1 protein-coding gene is annotated in these 268 nt (G+C 64.2%); it reads left to right on the top strand.

Annotation, left to right across the window (positions count from 1 at the left end; genetic code table 11):
* The coding region (locus SB754_RS20585) for a transporter substrate-binding domain-containing protein (protein ID WP_410784217.1) at window positions 1-268 on the top strand (268 nt) is incomplete at both ends.

Here is a 268-nt window from a genome sequence, read left to right on the forward strand (position 1 = left end):
TGAGGCCGTCCAGGAGGCAGGCACCATTGTGGTGGGGGCGGAGGGCACGTACCGCCCGTTCAGCTTCCACGCCGACGGCGCGGGTGATCTCACCGGATACGACGTCGAGATCACCGAGGCGGTAGCGGAGAAGCTCGGTGTTGAGGTGAAGTTCGACGAGACCCAGTGGGACGCCATCTTCGCCGGGCTGGAAGCCAACCGCTTCGCGATGATCGCCAACCAGGTCTCCATTAACCCCGGGCGCGAGGAATCGTACGATTTCTCGGAG

It is taken from the genome of Leifsonia sp. SIMBA_070 (genome assembly GCF_046534635.1).
Taxonomy (GTDB): domain Bacteria; phylum Actinomycetota; class Actinomycetes; order Actinomycetales; family Microbacteriaceae; genus Leifsonia.